The organism is Psychrobacter sp. APC 3426 (assembly GCF_030408035.1).
GTDB lineage: Bacteria > Pseudomonadota > Gammaproteobacteria > Pseudomonadales > Moraxellaceae > Psychrobacter.
Genome location: NZ_JASDCF010000003.1, coordinates 143,947 through 164,986, shown reverse-complemented (window position 1 = coordinate 164,986; position 21,040 = coordinate 143,947). Strand labels below are relative to the sequence as shown.

The following is a 21,040-nucleotide window of genomic DNA, read 5'->3' as shown; positions in this document are numbered from 1 at the left end:
GACTGGCAACAATCAAAACCGTCGGTACGACGGGGTTAGCTTAGTCCATTTGCCTAACCGCTGATACAAAATATCGTATCAAGTATGGGTATTACCTAAGAAACCCCTACCTCTTTAGGTGGTGGGTGGTTCATCTGACTTATTACTCAGCAGCCAAACTATTTATCAGCTAAGAAGTCTGGTAATTCTGCCGCTTGTTTCTCAAGCTTTTTCAGCTTCTTTTTACCCAAGCCGCCTAGAACGTCAACTGCATGGCGCAAGCGTGTCAGCGTCATGTCAGCGCCGATAATCGCCATAGAGTTCATCACTGGCGTCGATGAGGTGCTACCAGCGATAGCGATAAAGAACGGTGCCATAAAGTCGCGCATCTTAATATCTAGATGCGCAGCAAGGCCTTTTAGGGTGGCATAGATATTTTCTTCTGACCATGTCGGTAAGGTCTCTAGCTGCCAAAGCGCCAGTTGTAGCATTTCGATGATTTGCTCAGGCGTCAGTGATTTATGCGTAAAGCTTTCTGCATTGATATCAGGGAGGTTCTGGAAATAAAAGCCACTCCAATTGACGGCATCAGACAGTAATTCGATACGTGGCTGAATGGCGGCGGCAATAGCGGTTAATTTATCGCTGTCACTTGCCCACTCTAAAATTTTGTTTTTTAGCTGTTCAGGCGTGAGTTCACGTAGCCATTCAGCATTTAGCCAATTGAGCTTTTCGATATCAAAGATAGGACCGCCAAGCGACACACGCTGAATATCAAAACTGGCAATCATTTCCTCTAAGGTAAATTTCTCAGCTTCGTCAGGCATTGAGTAGCCCATACGACCAAGATAATTGAGCAGCGCTTCAGGTAGTACGCCGGCATCACGGTAATAGGTGATAGAGGTTGGGTTTTTACGTTTAGAGAGCTTTGATTTGTCAGGGTTACGCAGTAGCGGCATGTGGCAAAGCACAGGCATCTCCCAGCCAAAATACTCATAAAGCAGCTGATGCTTAGGTGCAGAGTTTAGCCACTCTTCACCGCGCATGACGTGACTGATATTCATCAAGTGGTCATCGACGACGTTGGCTAGATGGTAGGTTGGCATGCCGTCGGTTTTTAGCAATACTTGCATATCGACTTGTGTCCAAGGAATCTCAACCGTGCCGCGTAGCATGTCATGCACCTGACAGATGCCTTCGGTTGGCACGCGCATACGAATGACGTTTGGTTTGCCCTCGCTTACCAGTTGCGCGGTTTTTTCAGGTGCTAAATGGGCACAGCGACCATCGTAACGCGGCGTTTCGCCATTGGCCATTTGCTCAGCGCGCATGGTATCGAGCTCTTCACTGGTACAAAAACAACGAAACGCATGGTCGTTTTCTATCAGCTGCTCTGCATGCTTTTTATAAATATCACTACGCTCGCTCTGACGATAAGGTGCATGTGGACCGCCGATATCTGGACCTTCCGCCCAGTCAAGACCGACCCAGCGTAGCGCATCCAAAATCATTTTTTCAGATTGCTCGGTTGAGCGCGTTTGGTCAGTGTCTTCGATACGTAAAATAAACTCGCCGCCATGGGCTTTGGCAAAGGCTAAATTGAATAGCGCAATATAAGCGGTGCCGACATGCGGAAAGCCAGTCGGAGAGGGTGCGATTCGAGTACGGACAGGGCGCGTACTGCTAGTAGAAGTTGATGGTTGCATCATAAAAATCTCAGAATAGGGTGGTGAATGAATATGGCAGTCAAAAATAGCAATAAAAAATAATGGTTAAAAATGCCAATGACAAATGTGAATCAAAGGTCTGCACAAAAAATACGGCATAAACAATAGCCGTCCATGTGGAAAAATAGCGTAAAATATAGCGCTAGTATAACAGAGAGATGGGATATTTTTAACGAAAAGCCCTCCTAGCGCTTGACTACCAGTGTATCCTTGCGATAATAATGCTAGGCAAGTCATAACTTGTTTATTTTCATCTGATTTTTTACTATTACTGACCAAAATGGTCGTCATCTACTGAGTCGTTTGTGTCCATATCGAATAATAAGCCAAAAAGTAAGCAAGATCTTAAAACAACCACTTCGTCAGCCACTGATAATGCTGAGTCGGCAGATCATCTGTCTGCAGTAGACAGTGCTGCCGCTAAGCTGGGCGAGTCTGATATTCAGCCTGCTCAAGAGCCTGTCACAGACAAGTCCACCTCTGATGAATTGAGCTTTGTTCATGATGCGGTGCTATTGCAAGAAACGGTCGCCGCGGTGTTGGGTGTCAGATCACTGCCCAAGCAAACGGACGATACAGGACAGAATAGCTTACAAATGAGTGGCATCTACGTCGATGCAACTTTTGGACGTGGTGGTCACAGTCGCTTGCTATTGAGTCAGTTGGCCGATGATGCAACCTTGATTGTGTTTGATAAAGACCCAACGGCCATTAGCGTTGCTCACGAATTGGCAAGTACTGACAGCCGCGTAAAAGTGGTGCATGACAGCTTTGCGACCTTGACTGACAGTTTAGCGGCGATGGGTATCACGAAAGTTGATGGGCTAATGGCAGATTTGGGTATTTCCTCACCGCAGATTGACGATGGCAGTCGCGGTTTTAGTTTTATGCGCGATGGCGCGGTCGATATGCGTATGGATACCAGTCGCGGACAGTCTGTTGCCGAGTGGTTAGAGAAAGTCGATGATGAAACTCTAGCCAATGTGCTTTATGAGTTTGGCGAAGAGCGCCATAGCCGCCGCATTGCCCGTGCGATTAAGCAGATGGACAGTTATGAGTCGACGCTTGAGCTAGCAGAAGTGATAAAGGTGGCGCATCCAAACTGGCAGCGTGGTAAACATCCAGCAACACAAAGTTTTCAGGCGATGCGCATCTTCATTAACAATGAGCTTGGCGATGTTGATAGTTTTTTAGAACAAAGCATTCCGATTCTAAAATCGGGTGGGCAGCTGGCAGTGATTAGTTTTCACTCCTTAGAAGATCGCCGTATTAAGCAGTTTTTGCAACGTCATAGTAAAGGCCAGTATCTAGAAGATGAAAACTTGCCGATGCCGCCTAAGCGTCCACGTTATTTTAGCAAGCCAAAACGCGTGGGACCTAGCAAAGATGAGGTCAGCCAAAATCCACGCTCGCGTAGCGCATGGTTACGATTGGCGACTCGCAGCGATATTGAGTACGTGACTGATGACAAGCAATAGAGCTAGGTAGGCGAGCTATTCAATAGAAAGCTATTACGTAGTATATGGTTACTATTCTCTATCTGAATAATGCCCAAATGTTCTAATAACTACGCTACTGTTAAAAAGCTGTAAATATTGCCTGCTAGGCTCAGCAGTTACTTTTTTGTTTAGCGTATTTGGTTGGCTTGGCTTTTTGGACTACTTATCGTTTATGGCTATGATTGGTTGATATGGTTGTTTTTTGATGGTGCTGACGAATCATGATATTCATGATGCTGATACAGTTACCGATTTTACATTTTAAGTTCACTTTTTTGAGATCGTCATGGCAATATCTGGCAAACCTGCAAACCGTCGCACCGCTACGCCCCATACCACCGATGTCGGCGAACTATTCGTGCGCCGATTTAATGTGGTCAGAATTTATGTGGGCGTACTATTGCTGTTAGCCGCTGCGATCGTATGGAGCGGCATAAAGACCGCCGAAGAAGTTCAGCAATACCATCAGGATTATAAAACTTTGCAAGATATGAAAAAACAAGAGCGCAAGCTCCAAGTTGAGCATCAGCGTTTGCTGATTGAACAGCAAACCTTTAGTGCTACGCCGCAAATCGCCAGTCGTGCAGTCGCTGAGTTGGGAATGTACTCACCCACGCTAAAGGATAAGCTGATTATTCAGCCAGGTGCTGCGACGGCATTGGCACCCGCTGCCGCTACAGAGTCAGATGCGGTCGCAACCAATGATTCAGATGTTGTCACGCCTGTCGCTACTACCGACCTTTCTCCTGATGTGGCTCCCGATGCTGTCTCTGAGAGTGCTACAACCGATGCTGATGTAGCGGAGGCAGGGCGATGAGTGAGAAGAAGTCTAAAGCCACTGACAAAGCTGCTGCCAAGAGTAGCAGCAAAAAACCCGCCAGCGGTAAGGTGACTAAGCCGTTACGCCGCGCCAGTGCAGCCAAATCTGGGCAGACGAGCGGTAAAGCTGATAGCAACGCTTCAGGTAGCCGCAAGGCCAAGCTGTTTGGTCGTCTAAAAAAGAACGATACCCAAGGTGCTTATACTAGTGTCAAAAACCGCAAAACCACCTTTTTAAACAAAGCGTCTGGCGCCTCTTCTCGTGGCGGCTTTGAGCAAGATAAAACTCGGTTTTTAACAGTTTGGGGTGTGGCGCTGGTCATATTGGCAGCGTTGATAGGCCGTGCTTACTATATTCAAGTCGCCAATGCGCAGTTTTATCAAGATAAAGGCAACGAGCTTATCACCAGCGTACGCACGCAAAAATCCTACCGCGGCATGATTACCGATCGTAATAATTTGCCACTGGCGGTCAGCGCGCCGCTAGCGACCGTTTCTTTCAGTCCGCATGATTATGCACGTGAATACTACGAGCTTAAACGTATTATTCTGACCAATCCTGACAGTCCACAACTGCGTGCGCGTATGCAAAAACGTTTGGACAATATGGACTTGACCACCCTTGCAGCGGCGGCCAATATCTCAGTCACTGAGCTAAAACGAGTCACGGCCATCGATGACAGTATCGATGTGACTGATGAAGAGGCGGTCAAAGCAGCGCTACCATCAGGTGCAGGCTCGCATTATTTGCCGCTGTTGAATAAAGTCACGCCAGAAATTGCCCAAAGTGTCAGCTCGCTAGACTTCCCTGGTGTCTATGAGAAGAACTTTTTTCAGCGCTATTATCCACAGCCGCAGCCTAACTCGCAATTGCTCGGGTTTATGGGGCAAAATGCCAACGATCCAGAAGGTGGCTATGAAGGGCGTGCTGGTATTGAACGTCAGTACGAAAAAGAATTGGCAGGCAAAGATGGTAGGGTATTGGTATTAAAAGATGCCAAACAAAACAGCCTCAAAGAGATTAAACAAGTCGAGCCAGAAATACCGGGTAAAGATGTGGCGCTGACCATTGATTCGCGTCTACAGTATTTACTCTACAAAGAGCTGGAAAAGACAGGTCGCTTACAAAAAGCGCGTTGGTCAACGGGTATGGTTGTTGATGTACAGACTGGCGAGGTGTTGGCATTATCAACATGGCCATCGTTTAACTCTAACAACTTAAATGAGATGACCGGTGAAAACCAACGCAACCGCGCGCTGCTGGATGTCTTTGAGCCAGGGTCGGTGATGAAGCCGTTTACCGTTGCTGCCGCCTTAGACTCAGGTAAATATACCGCGACCTCATTAATTGATACCAATCCTGGTTCGATTCGTGTCCGTGGTTATACCATTCGCGACCATAATAATTTGGGTATGATTAATATGGGCACGCTGTTACAGAAATCTAGTAACGTGGCCTCGACGAAGATTGCTTTATCTTTGCCGCCGGATGCTATTACCAATATGCAAAAGCAGTTCGGCTTTGGAGCAAAAACCCCATTGCAGTTCCCCGGCGAGGGCAGTGGTCTAGTGGTCACACCAAAAGAGAAAGAAACCTCACGCCGTGCGACCGTCAGTTATGGCTACGGTCTACAAGTGACACTCGCGCAGGTAGCGCAGGCGTATTCAGCTTTGGCGGCAGGTGGTGTGATGCATCCGCTGACATTAATCAAAGATGACAAGCCGCAGCCGAGCAAGCGTATTATGGAACATGAGCAGGCGATGGCTATCGTACAGATGATGGAGAGCGTCACCGAGCAAGGTGGTACGGCTAAAGGTGCCGCTATTGATGGTTACCGCGTTGCTGGTAAAACAGGGACGTCGCGCCGTATCAACCCGAACGGTGGCTACTATACCGATCAGTATCGTAACGTCTTTGCTGGTATGGCACCGGCATCAAACCCAAGGCTTGTAGGCGTGATGCTCATCGAAGACCCGCGAGCGCAGATTTATGCGGGTTTGACCGTGGCGCCAGTTTTTCATAATGTGATGAAAGAAGCGCTGCGTTTGTATAACGTGCCTTTAGATAAGCCACTGAAAACCGAAGCACCATAAATATCACTATAATTGAGTGTTCAGCTTTTGATAAGCTGAGTTTTTAACCGTTTAGGATTTGCCAATTTAGGATTCGCCAATGACCCTGTCTACATCATCGCCCAGTAGCACTGTTACCTTACAGCAGCTAATGGAGGTTAATAACAGCAATAGCAGTCCGCTAAAGTCGCCGTTAGCCACGATGATGGTCGCCATAGATGATGCATCAGGGGGCGTGTCAAATCAGACATCTCAAATGTCTCATACATCGTCGGTTGCTGAGATACCGTTTGATCAGTTTCGCTTAGATAGCCGTCAGGTATCGGCAAACGACGTGTTTATTCTCTTAAAAAGCCATATCCCCAACTGCCAAAAAAGTCGTGACTATCTGTTGCAGGCTGCCAAAAGTGCTGCTTTCATTGTCTCAGAAATTGATCCTAGAGCTTTGCTTAGCAAAGCGAATGTACCACCGCACGTTAATATTGCGCTGACTGATGATAACGCCCTCGATGGTCAGCATCTGTTAGAGGCACTGCCTTGTCCTGTCCTATATATACCCGCTATTCGAGACTTCTTAGGCAGTCTCATCCAAGCACGCTTGCAATATCAGCAGCCTGTGAATTTGCCACAGGTAGTAGCGGTGACAGGTACCAATGGCAAGACCACTATCAGCCAATTGGTGGCGCAGCTGACCCAACTAGCGGGTATGAGCAGCGCAGTGATGGGCACCGCGGGCAATGGTCGACTTGGGGCATTGGTGCAGGCCAGCCATACCACTGGTGATGCTTTAGCGGTTCAGCAATTCTTATATCAAATGGGTACCGAGAATGCTGAATTATTGGCATTGGAAGCCAGCTCCCATGGTCTAGATCAGCAGCGCTTGCAAGGCATGCCAGTGTCTGTAGCAATCTATACCAACTTGAGCCGCGACCATTTAGATTATCATGCCGATATGGAGGAGTATGCCGCGGCAAAAGCCAAACTGTTTGATAAAGCACACTTTCCAGCGTTGACGCATGCGGTTATTAATATTGATGATGAGCATGCTCAGGTCATGTTAGATACAGCTCATGTCAGCGGCTTGACGGTATGGACGTACAGTTTGGGTGCGACAAAATCTGCAACCTTTGTCGCCGATCATATTACCCCAAGCTTAGAGGGCGTGAAAATTGCGCTACGGTGTGACTTTAGCGCGACCGTCAATATTAATGACAAAGCTGATACCACTGACATTGTCCCACCTACGCCTTTAGACACTCAAATCAGTATAGTCAGTCCACTACTGGGACGTTTTAACGTTGCTAACTTACTCGCCGCTATCGCAGCCGCTGTCGCACTAGGCGTTAGTATAGAGCGTATCGCTGAGGTTGTGCCGCAGCTGCAAGGTGCCGTTGGACGTATGCAGCGTGTGCCGTCTGTGAATGGCTGCTTTATTGTTGATTACGCGCATACACCTGACGCACTCAGTCAGGTTTTGGCCAGTTTGCGGACGCATTGTGACGGTCAATTATGGGCAGTGTTTGGCTGCGGCGGTGACCGTGATGCAGGCAAGCGTCCGTTAATGGCGCAAGCGGGGTTGGCTGGGGCAGACAAAGTTGTATTAACGGCTGATAATCCGCGTACCGAAGATCCAAAGGCGATTTTGCAAGATATGCAGGCTGGAATGAGCGATGAGCAGTACCAGCGCACCCATATCGAGCCGGCCAGGCAAACTGCGATTGAGTACGCAGTCAGCCAAGCGAGCCATGATGATATCGTCGTTATCGCTGGCAAAGGTCACGAGACCTACCAAGAGATTAATAACGTTCGTTATGACTTTGATGACAGTGTTGTCTTGCAGCACGCGCTAGAAAAAGTTGGGCGAGTATAAGGAAGTAGTGTGAATTGTCATGATTAACATTGCCATGATTTTTTGACATCTCAGCCCTTATCCAACCGTTATTATTAAGAGTGTTAAGTCTAACAATACAGTATTTATAAAAATTAAGTAGTCATCATACAAGGTAATCACTATGACAGCCGACAACGACAATACCATCCAGTCGCCAGGGCTCTATGTCTGGCAGGTGGATAATTTGCTCGCCGCGACAGCCTCACTTGATGGTCATTGGCAGCTATCAGCAGAACAAGTAAACGCCGGACAGACAGAATTAGCAAAAAATGCTGTGACCAGCAACCGTATCGCCACCGATACCCGCACGATAAAGACGGGTGATGTCTTTTTGGCATTGAGCGGTGAGAACTTTGATGGTCACGACTATATCAATATGGCAGCCTCGCAAGGTGCAGTTGCAGCCATCGTCTCTCGTCCTATCTCTACGAGTATCCCGCAACTGGTTGTGAGTGATACTCGTTTGGCATTAGGGCAATTGGCTGCTTATCGTCGTCAGCAACATAAAGATTTGACCGTGATTGCCATTACTGGCTCTAGCGGTAAGACCACCTGCAAAGAGATGCTAGGCAGTATCTTTGGTAGATTAGCGCCGACGCTCATCACCCGTGGCAACCTAAACAATGATTTGGGCGTGCCAATGATGCTGCTTGAGCTATCAGATCATCATCGTTATGCCATCCTAGAACTGGGTGCCAATCACATTGGTGAGATTGCTTATACCACTGAGATTGTACAGCCTGATGTGGCTTGTATTCTAAACATTGGCACCGCTCATTTGGGTGAGTTTGGCAGTCGTGATGGTATCTGCCAAACCAAAGCAGAGATTTATAGCACCTTAACCGATGCGCAGTTTGCGATTGTCCCTGACAAGGATGACTTTACCAATAAACTGCGCCGTATCGCTGAAAATCATACATCACATGTGATTGGCTTTGGTAATACTGACGTCAGTGCCAGTCATCTCGATGTCGAGCCTGAACGCAGCGAATTTAAATTGCATATTGGTAGCCAAGTTCATGATATTAATTTGCCACTGGCTGGTGAGCATAATGTCAATAATGCCTTGGCGGCGGCTGCCTGTGCACACGCGCTCAATATCGCTGTCAGTGACATCGTGATTGGGCTAGAAAATGCACGTCCAGCCAAAGGTCGTTTGAATAGTCAGATACTGGGTATGCATCGTCTTATCGATGATACTTATAATGCCAACCCACATTCGGTACGCGCAGCAGCCAAAGTACTGGCGGCGCAAACGGGCACCCAAGTCATGGTCTTGGGTGATATTGGTGAGCTGGGAGATGCGGCAGTCAGTGAGCACCAAAGCTTGGGACGTACCATTGCCACTACTGGTATCAATGTACTGCTTTGTGTCGGTGAATATGCAGAATACACCGTGGCAGGTGCCAAAGAGATTTCTGACATCAGCGCACATGCCTTTGCTGATAAAGACAGTTTATTAAAGTATTTACAGCCGTATTTGCAAGCGCAACAAGCGAAGCCTTGTACTGTGTTGTTCAAAGGCTCACGTTCCATGGAAATGGAAACACTTATCAATGCGCTAGTCGAGGAGTAGGCGGTGTTAGTTTGGTTATTTAGCTGGCTTGGCCAGTATTATACGCCGTTTTCTGCGGTTTCTTCATTGACGCTACGCGCGTTACTTGCGGTTGTTACCGCGCTGACTTTTAGCATGTTCTTCGGTGGACGAGTCATTAGGCATTTGCGTGCACTCAAGTATGGGCAGGCCATTCGTAATGATGGGCCGCAGTCGCATTTGGCTAAGACAGGCACGCCGACCATGGGTGGGGTGTTGATTCTGAGTGCGATTGGGATATCAACCTTACTGTGGGCGCGCTTGGACAATCCTTATGTGTGGATTTTGCTCATCGTCATGATTATCTTTGGCGCAGTCGGTTGGGCTGATGATTGGCTGAAGATTAAATATAAAAACCCGAAAGGCTTGATTGCTCGCAAAAAATATTTTTGGCTATCGATGGGCGCGTTGTTCGTCGGGGTGTCGTTATACTATATCGCCACACTACAGCCAGATATCGCAACCACCCGCGAGATGCAGGATTTACTATTGCCTGTCTTTAAGAATTGGATTATTCCATTCTCAGCGGTACCATTTGGTATTGGGTTTATTATCTTTACTTATTTTGTGATTAATGGTGCCTCTAACGCGGTCAACTTAACCGATGGTTTGGATGGCCTAGCTATTTTGCCCGTGGTATTGGTTGCGGCAGGTTTGGGTGCTATGGCGTATGTGTCAGGTGACGTGCGCTTCGCTGATTACTTGCATGTGCCTTATATTCCTTACAACTCTGAGGTCATTATTGTCTGTGGCTCGATGATAGGGGCAGGTCTTGGCTTCTTGTGGTTTAACGCGCATCCTGCACAAGTATTCATGGGTGATGTGGGTGCACTTGCGCTTGGCGCGATGCTCGGTACGATTGCTGTCATGACTCGTCAAGAGATTGCCTTTGCCATTATGGGTGGTCTGTTTGTCGCTGAAGCGTTGTCCGTGATGCTACAGGTTGGCTCGTATAAACTACGCAAAAAACGTGTCTTTCGGATGGCGCCACTGCATCATCACTTTGAAGAGATTGGTTGGAAAGAAACGCAAGTGGTGGCAAGGTTTTGGATTATTGCCATTCTCCTTGTGATTCTGGGTTTGATGACGTTAAAACTGCGTTAAGCATACTCTCACCAAGCATCTTTTTGTCTTAAATAAATATCTTGTCAAAAAGCCATCTCACAAATTGAGATGGCTTTTTTATTGGCTGATTATAGAGTCTTCTCTCTGTTTTTTATCATGCCTTATTTTTTATCGTGCCTTTTATGCCTTGATAGGCCTGAATTTTGTTAAAATGACAGCCATATTTGTATGATTTTGAGAAACCCGTGTCTTTATTTATTTGTCCCCTTTGCCACTCACCCATGCAGCCAGCAACTGATACATGGCGCTGTGATGGCAGCTTGCATCCAAAACAAACCTCGCATCCGTTTGACGTGGCGCGTCAGGGCTATGTCAATCTGTTACCAGTGCAACAAAAGAAGTCCAAAGCGCCTGGTGATAGCCAGGCCTCTATCGATGCACGTCAACGGTTTTTGAATGCAGGGCATTATCAGCTATTACAAGCGTTAATTGGGCAGCAAATGGCGCAACTGTTGGCGCAATATGAGCGAGTAACCACATCGGTGGCGGAGCGAGATAAAGCTGCTGTCAACTGGTTGGATGTCGGTTGCGGTGAGGGATACTATACCCAAGCAATGGCGCAAATGGGAGCAGATGTCATAGAGACATTGATAGCGGCTGATATCAGCAAGCCTGCCGTGTCTACGCTTGCTAAAGTCAGCAAGGCAGCCAGTCAATTATGGTATCAGAAAGACAAAGATAGCGCTGCTAAGACAGCCATTTATCCATTGGTGACCAGTGCAGCTCATCTGCCATTGCACGCTCATAGCGTGACAGGTATCAGTAGTATCTTTAGCCCTATTTTGCCAGAGGCGTTTTCTGATGTATTGATTGATGCAGGGTATTTAATCATAGCCAAGCCTGATATTGGGCATTTAGCAACGATGCGTGAGGCATTGTTTGATAGTGTACGCGAGCATGATTCTGATAAGTTCTTACAAGAGTTAGCGCCATTATTCACGCTGATAGGTACACATCGTGTCAGTACGGTACTGAGACTATCGGCAGATGAATTGGCTGATTTGATGACCATGACGCCTTATGCTTATCGTGCTCGCGCAGAAAATCGGCAAGCCTTGCTCGCCAGTAGCGAGACATCGCCATTTCAGACAGAGGCCAAGTTTGTGGTGTATGTCTTGCAAAAGAGTGCTAATACCTAAGCAGCTTTTCAAATGAATGGAGCGCTTGTTAAATGAGGAGTACACTTTTTAAATGATTGGATGGCGACCTTACTCTAGGGCGTGTCCTCAATTCAGTGAGTTTCAATGAATAGTCGTCTAAATGCGTTAAAATGCCACTTATAACACAGGTCCCATTGTCGCAACGATATTATTCCAAATCCTGTAGGGCAGCGGCCAGTTTTCGACCTGCTCACGGGTCACCTCATCAGAGTCAGCAATATACTGATGTTGACGCTCAACGATGTCAGCGGTAAGTGCTCTATCACTAAAAACGATGTTGTTTTCATAATTCAAATCAAAGCTACGCAAATCTAAATTGGTCGAGCCAATCAGGCCAATCTCCCCATCGACAGTCAAGGTTTTTGCATGTAATAAGCCTGGCTTGTACTCATAGATTTTCACTCCGGCTTCAAGCAGTTGCCAATAGTAGCTATGGCTGGTGGCAGCAACAACGATAGAGTCGTTATTTTGTGGAAAAATCATCGTAACGTCTACACCGCGGTAGGCTGTGGCGCATAAAATACTGACCAGTGAATAGTCAGGTACAAAGTAGGGCGTTGATATAATGAGGCTGCGCTGTGCTTGGCTAATTAATGCACCCAAAAACTGCGGCGTGGTACCGTGGCGCTGTGTCGGTCCGTCAGAGAATACTTGTGCGGCAAAGCCGTTGTGCACTTTTTCATCATTGTTTAAAACAATATTTGAATCGTTATCTACCTCATTTTTTATAGCATAAGACCCCTGCGGCTCTGTATGGGGCTTAATTGTTGGTTGTGTGTAGTATGCAAAGCTTTCGAGTGGCGTATAGGGGTTTTCACTTAGCCAATCACTGGCAAATAGCATCTGATTTTGCGCTATGATTGGTCCTTCGACTCGCAGCATAATGTCCACCCACGGTGCAAATTTAGGCTTGACCAAAAACTCAGGATCGGCACAGTTGCGACTTCCAGAGTAGCCAATTTTGCCATCAATCACGGTAATCTTGCGGTGATTACGCAAGTCAATACGACTAAACATCATCACCTTTAAGATATTGCTGATCGGTAGGGCGACGCTGACTTGGACACCTGCGTCTTTCATCTCTTGCTATAACTTTGAGCGCACCATTTTACGTGAACCCATCCCATCAACCATGGCGCAGCAGGTGACGCCGCGCTTTGCTGCCCGTATCAATGCTTGGGCCGTATCGATACCCATACCATCAATTAGCCAAATATAGTACAACACATGGATATGATCGGTCGCCGCATCAAAATCAGCAATCATGCGTCTGCGCGTCTCGCTTGCATCTGCCATCAGCTCCGCTTGGTTGCCCACCGTTGTATGAAAGCCTGTGGCATTGGCAGAGTAAGCAAATGCTGCTCGATACTCAGGTTTGACGGCTTGCACCAATGCTGAATGACTGCCAAGCACCTCGGGATTACGTGCACGCAGTCTATCAATCGTTTGCTCACGCTCGCGGGTAAAATCACGTCCTAAATGCACCTCGCCAAACATCCAATAAACCACAACGCCAAGGTAAGGCAAAATGAAAAGGATGACAATCCAAGCCAACCGTGCAGGTGAGGTTAAGTCATGGCGAGCCAGAACACGCAATGAAATTAATATCAGCAAGATAAAATGAATGGTTAAGAAAATATCCAAAAGCATGAGGCCATCCGTTATTTTTTATCGGCAGTTTTTACTGATTATAACGCACTCAAAAATATCAACCGTGTTGATTGGTATCCATATTAGTACCAGTATCAATACGGTAGCAACATAAGCCTATAAAAAATAAGAATGTGGCTTTTTTACGAGGATACTCCTTAGGACATGCTTTAAGTCACGATTTCATTGTTGATTGCTTTCGCCCAACGCCTGCTTTTATTTTTACAGCGCATACATAACTCATCAGCGCGCGTGAGATGGTCGACGTTACCGCAGTACATACAAGCATAATGAAAGTTTGGCTCTACTTGTGTGACGGCTTTGTAAGGTTTAGGGAATAGCGGCAGACCATAACGGGTGTCATCTAAAGGGTATAATATCAAGCTAAAGTTGCCATCGGTCTCAAGCAGACCAATGCGAACTTGCCCCAAATGCTCAACTCCCTGCCTGCGCATCTCACTAAAAAACTCATCATGCGACATCTTGCCTTGCTTGATTTTCTCCAGTACCAACAGCCCATTTTCGACGATATAGACGGGCTTGCCTTCCAATAAATATTCAAAAGGCTGGTACTTCATCATAAACCAAGTAGATAGGCGGTACAGGCCAATCACCACACTCATGATAATCACAGCTTGGATAATCGGTAGATCTTCGGTGAACATGGGGTCACCAGCAATAGAGCCTAGTGATAAAATAATGGTCAGCTCAAAGATAGACAGCTGACGCACGCCGCGCTTACCCGTAAAGCGTAAAAACATGATGATGAGACCAAACATCACCGCCGCCCGTAGAGCCACCTCAGCCGCGAACGCCCAAGTGGTGTCGTGAATAAAAATACCTGCCCAATCCATGTCTGACTTCCTTTTTAAAACTTCACTATCGATTGCTTTTGGTTTTCACTGATAAGAGCACTACGCTACCGTATCATAAGGCGCGTTAATATTCTCCGAATAACCAACCGCTGACAAAAGCAAAATACTCACGGAACCAAGCATTATAACGAATGGATAACGGTGTTGGACTGGCGATAGTGATGGAGTGTGTATAGCCTTGATGTCGCGCAATCCTGGCTGCGCGAATGGTATGAAAATCACTGGTAACGATAGCAATAGGGTCAGTAATAGAGACGCCTTGCGCCGCTAATAGGGCTTGGCTATTGGCTAAATTTTCTTCTGTACTGGTGCTTTTACCTTCTTGTAGGATGCGTTCAAACGGAATGCGGTGCGTCTCGTGTAAGTAGGACGCCATGATATCAGCCTCGCTACGGCTACGCTGAAAACCAACACCACCGCTGGTTATTACTATGGCGTTTGGTTGTGCATCAATGAGAGGCGCCGCAGTATCTAAGCGCTTGGCTAAGGTAGGAGTGGGTTTGCCTGCGACTGTGCCTGAACCTAATACAATGATAGCTGCCACTGTCGGCGCTGGCTGCTGGCTTCGTTCAATCTGCTGCTGCAGTGACCAAACAAACACCATAAAGCTGATAAGCCACAGGATAAACAAACCCCATAAGCCATACCATACTCGCTTAAATAGAGGGTGATGCCTGATGAAACGGCGAATTCGTTCCCAGTAAATGCCATGAATGACAAAAATTACGCCAATAATAAATGGCACTACTGAGCCAAAGTTAATCTTGCCAATAATCATCAATACAGCGCAGTCTATGGTGATGATGATACCGACAATGAGTAGGAGTATACGGATGAGTAAGGTTTTGGACATAGCTGAAAACTGCTTGTGTTTAATGAACTGCAAGATAATTATAATACCAACGATATAATCCTTGAGCTAGCTACCGTTAACTTAGATTTTTAGTAAAATATAATATTCTGATTATAAGATATTGACGGATGAGCTGTTTAAGACCCATCAGCGCTCATGGAAGGAGGGCATTCATGTCGATGATGAACAGTGGGCGATACTCAAAAAAACCGCTGCCGCGATACTGGTAGAAAACAGCGAGGCGTCTAGTAAAGGCGCAGGCGGGGTTTAGTAAATAAGTTTAAATAAAATAACTAGAAAAATCAGGCAAGATAAAGTTAAGCGTTATTGCTTAACACTTAGCAGATGTTTTAAAGAAATTTGGATAGAGTGGAAAACTAGAGGCTTTGATAAAGCAGAGTAAGATTGGCGGTGAAGGAGGAAGTCTAACTATAGATATAAGTAATTGATTTTAAAATGATTGTTGTTTATATAACGTGATTTAGACCAACTATTAGACCAACATCTTCTAAGTATTGGATGCAAGAGGTATATTGGGATTTATCTCAGGATAAATCGTAACCAAATATTTCTACAGTGCTATTTGGTTTCAAACATATACTATCACTAAAAAAGCTTTTTTGGTTAGGCCTGTTTTATTCATCATCAATCGAATGATATTCGACTTTAAAAACCCATGTCGATGAGATGTTTCTACTGGCTGATGCTTTGAGACTAACGCCTTTATTAGTTGAAGTTATTATTGCGGTTGTCTCTGCTGCGCCATTTAAACTGTCATCAAACGTCAGGCTAATTTGATGCGAACGCAGTCCATTATTTAATCTATGAGTTGCCATTAGGCTTAAGTCAGAATCGATATCAACCCACGTCTGTAAATGTATAGGGACAGTTGGCGCTCTTCTAGGCTCATCAAAAGAGGAGTAGACTTCCTTTTTTATACTGCCATCTTTCTCAAATTTTGCATTTATACCAATATCCATAGCTGCAGGTTTTAACACACTGAAGTCAGTTTCTATTTGACCCTTAGTGTTGTAAAAGCTTGCGTCCTCTAAGTATATAGACTTTGCACCTAGCGCAGCCGCAAGTTCCATGAACACATTACTTTTTTCTTTTGCTAATAGTTTATTATAATCTTGTAAAGGTATGTATATATCATCTTTTATAGGATGCGAGATATAAAAGCAGTTATTTCTAGGAACTTCTCCCATACCTAGTGCAATATTGCTTGCTTCATTCAAAGGAACATAACTTACTGTAGCGCCTAAACCTAGTGATTGTTGAATAGCTGCTAACATAACTTCATTGCTTATCTTAGGAGTAGAAACTTTACCTTTTGAAAAAAAATTTGCCGCAGTTCTTGCAGCTGCTATGGTATCAATCATACTATTAGTCACGATCAATTTAGCAACGTTTATTACTGCTGGAGTAGATATTGAGTTAACATTTACTAACTTTGCAATATTATAAGCGTTGATTAAAGAAGGCTTATCTGCAATAAATAATATCTTTTGTTCTTTGCGCATTTCTATCCTATTAATTAATAGTCAGCCTTTGAGCTATTTGTTGATTAATGACTCTTATCTTTGTATATCACCGCTTAAATTGCTTAATACTGCTTGCCCCACCCCGAATAGATCAAACGATCTCTTAACTATGATATTGGTAGTGTTCTCATTGTGTGCACGTAAAAAAGTGCGATTAATCCATTAGAAGTGTAGCTGAACGCTAAGGTGTTAAAGTTGTTTTATTTTATAAAGGCTATAAAATTTTTCAATAATCAAGTTAAACCTCTCCTTTAAAAATTTTTCATAAGCCTCAGGAGTAAAACTATGCTTATCTTCTACAAACAAAAGGTCCTCTTGTTTAGTAAAGGAATAGTCCTCAACTCCTTTAATTAAATCTTCAGACTCATCACTAGTATATTTTTTATTAATAACTCCTTTCTTATAATATTCATAAAAAGTATTGGGGCTGTCCTAGATAACTAGTTCAAACCCTGTTTAACCCATTGTTTTAATTGTAGTAATTGCGACTTTGGGTCACTGTGATTAAAACGCCACTCACATTCCTTTAAATAGAAGTGAAAATGCTCTTTTGGAACTCCGTTAAACTTACGTAGATGTCGTTTAGCTTGGTTCCAGAAGTTCTCTATACCATTAATATGATTCTTGTCATTAACAAAGGTTTTAGAGTGGTTGATACGATAATGAGTAAACTCACTGACATCTAATGCGTTATAGCTTTTAAATGAGTCAGTATAAACAATGCTATCAGGCTTCACTTTTTCTCTTATGATGGGGATCAAAGTATCTGCTTTAGCATTGGGTATAATACAAGCGTAGACCTTGCCATTACGCTTTAATAGACCAAACACGGGCACTTTGCTACCAGCACCTCGCTCTCGCTTGCCTTTACGAGTGCCACCAAAGTATGATTCGTCTACTTCGATTTCGCCTTCAAATAGACCAGGGTCTTGACTATTCTCGTAAATAAGCACTCGTAGCCTATGAAAGTAATAACTGCTGTCGTTTTATTAACACCAACTAGGCTTGCTGCTGTTCTGGCGGTAGAACCAGCAACAAATAACTCGATGAGTCTGCTTTGTTTATACCAACTTAGTTTACTCTTTCTCATAGTGCTATCCTAAATAATTTTACTTATCTAGGACAGCCCCTTATCTTATTAATATCCATCTAATCTGTTCCTTATCGCTTTTCATCAGCCTCTCTATCCACCAGCATCCGTAGGCTGTGCATAAATGCCATCTGAAAGTTCTCATCACTCACAAACTTTTTATAAAAGTCCACTTCCTTACGGCGGTCTGAGACAACAATCTCTTTGACGATATTAGCAAACTCCAGCTTGCGTGCCTGCTCATCTTCAAGGCTATTATATTTATACTTAAAGTCTTGATGCTCCTGAATACGCTTAACCAAGTTTACAAGCTTAAAGCGCTGCTCTTCAGGTGTTGCGTGCCAGTTTTCAAACCAGCGCTCATTAAACTCTTCCACTATTTTATCTAATACGTCCTCTGTAGATTCAGGATCATAGACGCCTAACGGATTAGGGTTAGATGGTTTTAATTCACCCTCATCATCGGTGAGGGTGATTTTTTGCCCCAATGCGGTACGCTCAATAGCGTAAGTATTGAGGTTGACCGATTCTAGCAGCTCATCTAACGCTTTATCTTCAGTGGTTTGCACGTTTAGCTTCGGGATCAATGGTTTTAGTACCCAATATAGGCGCTCCCAATCGACCATGTTAAATGGAATGATCGCTGCAATTCTGCCATAGAGCTTAACAAACTGTTTGGCTTGCATCTTAAATTCGATCTTAGTTTCATCTGATAGATTGAGCTCATCGTTAAAGCGATCGGCAAAAACATCTACCTTTGGCTCCAGCACTTCCATAGGCTCGTTACCAAAGAACAGGTCGGCATACTCTATAACTTCATGTGCCTCGTACACGCCTTTGCTGTCTAGATTGTCTTTGATCTCATGCAAGACATTAATGTCAGTCGCTTCAGACAAAGTGGTCGCTGTGTAGTATCGATCAAAGGCAGCTTTAATATCTGAGGTGGTGTTATAAAAGTCGAGTACAAATAAGTCCTCAGTCTTTTTGCCATACTTTGGCGCGGAACGGTTGAGACGTGAGAGCGTCTGTACCGCTTGTACGCCTGCCAGTTTTTTATCGACATACATGGCGCTGAGCTTTGGCTGATCAAATCCAGTTAAGTATTTATTCGCCACCACGAGTAAGCGATATTCATCGGTATCAAAGGCGTCTTTGGTTTTAGACTCTTCAAAGCCATTCATACCAGATTCAGTATATTCAATACCGTCTACCTTTTTGCTGCCAGAGAAAGCAATGAGGATTTTAAACGGATTGCCTTTTTCTTTGAGGTGTTTGTTTAGGGCTTTGTAGTAACGTATCGCCATTGGGATATTTTGCGTGACGATCATGCCCTTGGCATGACCATTCAGACGGTTTTTGCCATAGACGTTATCCATAAAGTGATCAAGCATAATTTCAGCTTTGGTAGTGATGGTTTGCTCAGTATGCTCGACGTACGCTTTTAGCGCCTTTTGCGCTTTGTTGGTGTCAAACTTAGGATCTTCTGTAATGGTTTTTTGAATCTGATAATACGACTGGAACGTGGTGTAATTACTGATCACATCAAGAATAAAGCCTTCTTGAATGGCTTGCTTCATCGAGTACAAATCAAACGGCTCAAAGCTGCCATCGGCTTGCTTGATGCCAAATTTTTCAAGCGTGCTGTCTTTTGGTGTAGCGGTAAAACCAAAATAGCTGACATGCCCTTGCATCTTTCTAGCTTCAATGGCCTTATTAATTCTATCTTGGCTGTCCTCGTGCGCTTCTGCATCATTAGATTGATCAGTGTCGTTGTCATCTTTTACGCCAAGGGCTTTATTCATGTCATCACTGACTGAGCCCCCCTGCGAGCTATGGGCTTCATCGATTAAGATGGCAAACTTCTTATCTGCCATTTCGCTGATCTCATCAAGTATCCACGGAAACTTAAAGATGGTGGTGATAATAATCTTTTTGCCAGATTCTAACGCATCACGCAGATCGCTAGAGCGCTCGGCATGAGCGATAATGCCTTTGACTTCACTAAACTGGTTGATATTATCGCGGATTTGCTTGTCCAGTAGCCTGCGATCAGTGACCACGATAACAGAATCATAGAGCGGCTTTTGAATCTCTGCGGTATGGTATTGGTCATCATGACTTGGATTTTGGTACGCTTCGATCAGCTGATAGGCAAGCCACGTAATTGAGTTGGATTTGCCTGAGCCTGCTGAGTGTTGGATCAGGTAACGCTTACCGACACCGTTTTCTTGCACGTCAGTGATAAGTCGTCTGACCACATTCATTTGATGATAGCGAGGGAAGTACAGCGTTTTGTCATTAAGCTTAGGGTTTTTGATGTCAGGGTCATCACAGCCTAAGCGTATGAAGTGGCTGAGTAAATTTACCAAGCTGTCCTGCGCCAATACCTCTTGCCATAAGTAAGCGGTCTTAAAGCCATCAGGATTAAGCGGGTTACCACTGCCGCCATTGTTGCCTTTATTAAACGGCAAAAAAAACGTCTTAGCACCAGCTAGACGTGTGGTCATATAGACTTCTTGATTGTCTAGCGCAAAGTGTACCGCACAGCGTGCGAAGTTAAATAACGGCTCTTTTGGGTCACGATCGTTTTGGTATTGTTTGAGGGCGTTAAACCGTGCCGTTTGGCTCTTATGCGTGCTTTTTAGCTCAAAGGTAATAAGGGCTAAGCCGTTGATAAACAGCACAAGGTCAATGGACTTGCGTGGCTCATTGGCTGAATAATACACTTGGCGGGTAATGCTAAATAGGTTTGTTTGATAGTTATCTTTAACCTTTTGACTACTACTGGCAAGTGGGGCAGGGTAGAGCAAATTAAAGGCGGCATCATCGACGGATAAGCCGTGTTTTAAAATATGCAGAATACCGTTTTTTTTGATGATACGATCAAGCCTATGCAAGATCTTATCTTGCCAATCATTGGGGTTAAACTTGATGATTTTATCCAGCTCATCTTGCTGTGTGTCTTGCAGAAACTGCCAAAACAAAACCTTATCAATTGCAAAGCGTTTATCGAAGTCATTGGATGCGCCTTGAATGTAGCCCATGCCGACCATGCTATTCACGATATGGTCTTCAAGCTCGCGTTCACTAAATGTAGACGGTTGGTTTGCCATGTCAGATCCTTTTTATTATTATCAATGTGATTGGGTGGTGCATGATCA

15 protein-coding genes and 1 pseudogene are annotated in these 21,040 nt (G+C 44.9%); 8 read left to right on the top strand and 8 right to left on the bottom strand.

Going from position 1 to position 21,040, the window contains the following annotated elements; genetic code table 11:
* Positions 1–158: 158 nt before the first annotated feature.
* Entirely contained in the window at positions 159–1,688 is a 1,530-nt protein-coding gene (gene gltX, locus QL919_RS04015; protein WP_290188291.1) for a glutamate--tRNA ligase, read from the bottom strand.
* Between the two features lie 458 nt (positions 1,689–2,146).
* On the opposite strand from gltX, the gene rsmH reads away from it, so the two are divergent.
* From rsmH to QL919_RS03980, 7 genes are all read left to right on the top strand, one after another.
* On the top strand, positions 2,147–3,184 hold the full coding sequence (gene rsmH / locus QL919_RS04010) for a 16S rRNA (cytosine(1402)-N(4))-methyltransferase RsmH (RefSeq protein ID WP_290188295.1): 1,038 nt from the start codon (positions 2,147–2,149) through the stop codon (positions 3,182–3,184).
* 307 nt (positions 3,185–3,491) lie between these two features.
* Positions 3,492–4,022 (top strand): cell division protein FtsL, encoded by a 531-nt coding sequence (locus tag QL919_RS04005; RefSeq protein WP_290188290.1) that lies wholly within the window; start codon positions 3,492–3,494, stop codon positions 4,020–4,022.
* Positions 4,019–6,118 (top strand): penicillin-binding protein 2, encoded by a 2,100-nt coding sequence (locus tag QL919_RS04000; RefSeq protein ID WP_290188289.1) that lies wholly within the window; start codon positions 4,019–4,021, stop codon positions 6,116–6,118. Before QL919_RS04005 ends, QL919_RS04000 begins: the two co-directional genes overlap by 4 nt.
* Before the next feature lie 79 nt (positions 6,119–6,197).
* Positions 6,198–7,967: a UDP-N-acetylmuramoyl-L-alanyl-D-glutamate--2,6-diaminopimelate ligase gene (locus QL919_RS03995; RefSeq protein ID WP_290188288.1), complete on the top strand. Its 1,770-nt coding sequence runs from the start codon at positions 6,198–6,200 to the stop codon at positions 7,965–7,967.
* Between the two features lie 142 nt (positions 7,968–8,109).
* On the top strand, positions 8,110–9,564 hold the full coding sequence (gene murF / locus QL919_RS03990) for a UDP-N-acetylmuramoyl-tripeptide--D-alanyl-D-alanine ligase (RefSeq protein ID WP_290188287.1): 1,455 nt from the start codon (positions 8,110–8,112) through the stop codon (positions 9,562–9,564).
* A gap of 3 nt (positions 9,565–9,567) precedes the next feature.
* Complete coding sequence (mraY, locus tag QL919_RS03985) at positions 9,568–10,686, top strand: phospho-N-acetylmuramoyl-pentapeptide-transferase (protein WP_192528835.1); 1,119 nt, start codon at positions 9,568–9,570, stop codon at positions 10,684–10,686.
* Positions 10,687–10,928: 242 nt separating this feature from the next.
* Positions 10,929–11,846, top strand: a complete 918-nt coding sequence (locus QL919_RS03980) for a putative RNA methyltransferase (protein ID WP_290188286.1) — start codon at positions 10,929–10,931, stop codon at positions 11,844–11,846.
* Positions 11,847–11,984: 138 nt separating this feature from the next.
* Here the strand turns inward: QL919_RS03980 and QL919_RS03975 are convergent, their stop codons facing one another.
* From QL919_RS03975 to QL919_RS03960, 4 genes are all read right to left on the bottom strand, one after another.
* A complete protein-coding gene (locus tag QL919_RS03975; RefSeq protein WP_290188285.1) occupies positions 11,985–12,947 on the bottom strand; it encodes a phospholipase D-like domain-containing protein in 963 nt (320 codons plus the stop codon).
* A 6-nt stretch (positions 12,948–12,953) separates the two neighbouring features.
* Entirely contained in the window at positions 12,954–13,517 is a 564-nt protein-coding gene (locus QL919_RS03970) for a PLDc N-terminal domain-containing protein (protein ID WP_290188284.1), read from the bottom strand.
* A gap of 170 nt (positions 13,518–13,687) precedes the next feature.
* Positions 13,688–14,371 carry a YetF domain-containing protein gene (locus tag QL919_RS03965; protein WP_290188283.1) on the bottom strand — a complete coding sequence of 228 codons (684 nt, stop codon included), beginning with the start codon at positions 14,369–14,371 and terminating at the stop codon, positions 13,688–13,690.
* An 85-nt stretch (positions 14,372–14,456) separates the two neighbouring features.
* Positions 14,457–15,245 (bottom strand): YdcF family protein, encoded by a 789-nt coding sequence (locus QL919_RS03960; protein WP_290188282.1) that lies wholly within the window; start codon positions 15,243–15,245, stop codon positions 14,457–14,459.
* Positions 15,246–15,366: 121 nt separating this feature from the next.
* On the opposite strand from QL919_RS03960, the gene QL919_RS03955 reads away from it, so the two are divergent.
* Complete coding sequence (locus QL919_RS03955; RefSeq protein WP_290188281.1) at positions 15,367–15,516, top strand: hypothetical protein; 150 nt, start codon at positions 15,367–15,369, stop codon at positions 15,514–15,516.
* A 364-nt stretch (positions 15,517–15,880) separates the two neighbouring features.
* Here QL919_RS03955 and QL919_RS03950 read toward each other — a convergent pair whose 3' ends face one another.
* The 3 genes and pseudogenes from QL919_RS03950 to QL919_RS03940 all read right to left on the bottom strand — a co-directional run bounded on the left by QL919_RS03950 (position 15,881) and on the right by QL919_RS03940 (position 20,992).
* Positions 15,881–16,768: a hypothetical protein gene (locus tag QL919_RS03950; protein WP_290188280.1), complete on the bottom strand. Its 888-nt coding sequence runs from the start codon at positions 16,766–16,768 to the stop codon at positions 15,881–15,883.
* A gap of 461 nt (positions 16,769–17,229) precedes the next feature.
* Positions 17,230–17,879: pseudogene (locus QL919_RS03945) on the bottom strand (IS1595 family transposase).
* Between the two features lie 71 nt (positions 17,880–17,950).
* Positions 17,951–20,992: a type I restriction endonuclease gene (locus QL919_RS03940; RefSeq protein ID WP_290188279.1), complete on the bottom strand. Its 3,042-nt coding sequence runs from the start codon at positions 20,990–20,992 to the stop codon at positions 17,951–17,953.
* Positions 20,993–21,040 lie beyond the last annotated feature (48 nt).